Source organism: Rhizobium sp. SRI_017 (genome assembly GCF_057586295.1).
The window spans coordinates 1-626 of record NZ_JBYCZP010000088.1; the positions used below are offsets into that span (position 1 = coordinate 1).

Sequence of the window (626 nt, forward strand, 5' to 3'; positions counted from 1 at the left end):
AGGCCGCCGGCAAAGCCGATCAGCAGCATCGCCCGGTCGCGCAAGCCGCGCAGGCTTCCCCTGTCCAGCGTCTCGAGCATGGCGACCAAGTCTTCGGGCAGAATGGCTTCCTTCTGTCGGGGCGGGGAGGCGTGGGTGTTGCGGATGCCGGCCATCACGGTGGCGATGGCGCGGTCCTTGCGATCGAGCGGCGTGCCGCGCTGGGCGCAGTTCCAGCCGATGGCCGAAAGGCGGCGCTCGATCGTCGAGACGGAGTTCGCCTTCGCGCCGCGTTCGGCGGTCCCGGAGGCGCACGCGGTGATATAGAGGCCGACGACCTGCGGATCCGGGGGGAGGGGGGAAACATTCTGGCGCCGACACCAGGCGGAAAAGTGCTTCCAGTCGGCGGCATAGGCGCGGCGGGTATTGGTGGAACTGGCGGCTTCGACGTAGCCTCGCGCCCGATCGGCCAGTTGTTGTAGATGCGCCGGCAGGCCGGCGCCCGCCTCCGGCAAAGGGGCGGGGGGACCAGAACCACCGGCGTTCGTGTCGGCCGCTGCACCTGATTGGCCTAGGTTGGCTGTTGGCGGCTCCAGGTTCGTTGCGGGATCGCTCATGCCGTCTCCCACGGATTAATCACTGACGCA

At 68.5% G+C, this 626-nt stretch carries 1 pseudogene; it reads right to left on the reverse strand.

What is annotated here, in order from left to right:
* Nucleotides 1–596, reverse strand: a pseudogene (locus tag AC2YI2_RS35135) (integrase); the annotation flags it as partial.
* Nucleotides 597–626: the final 30 nt, after the last annotated feature.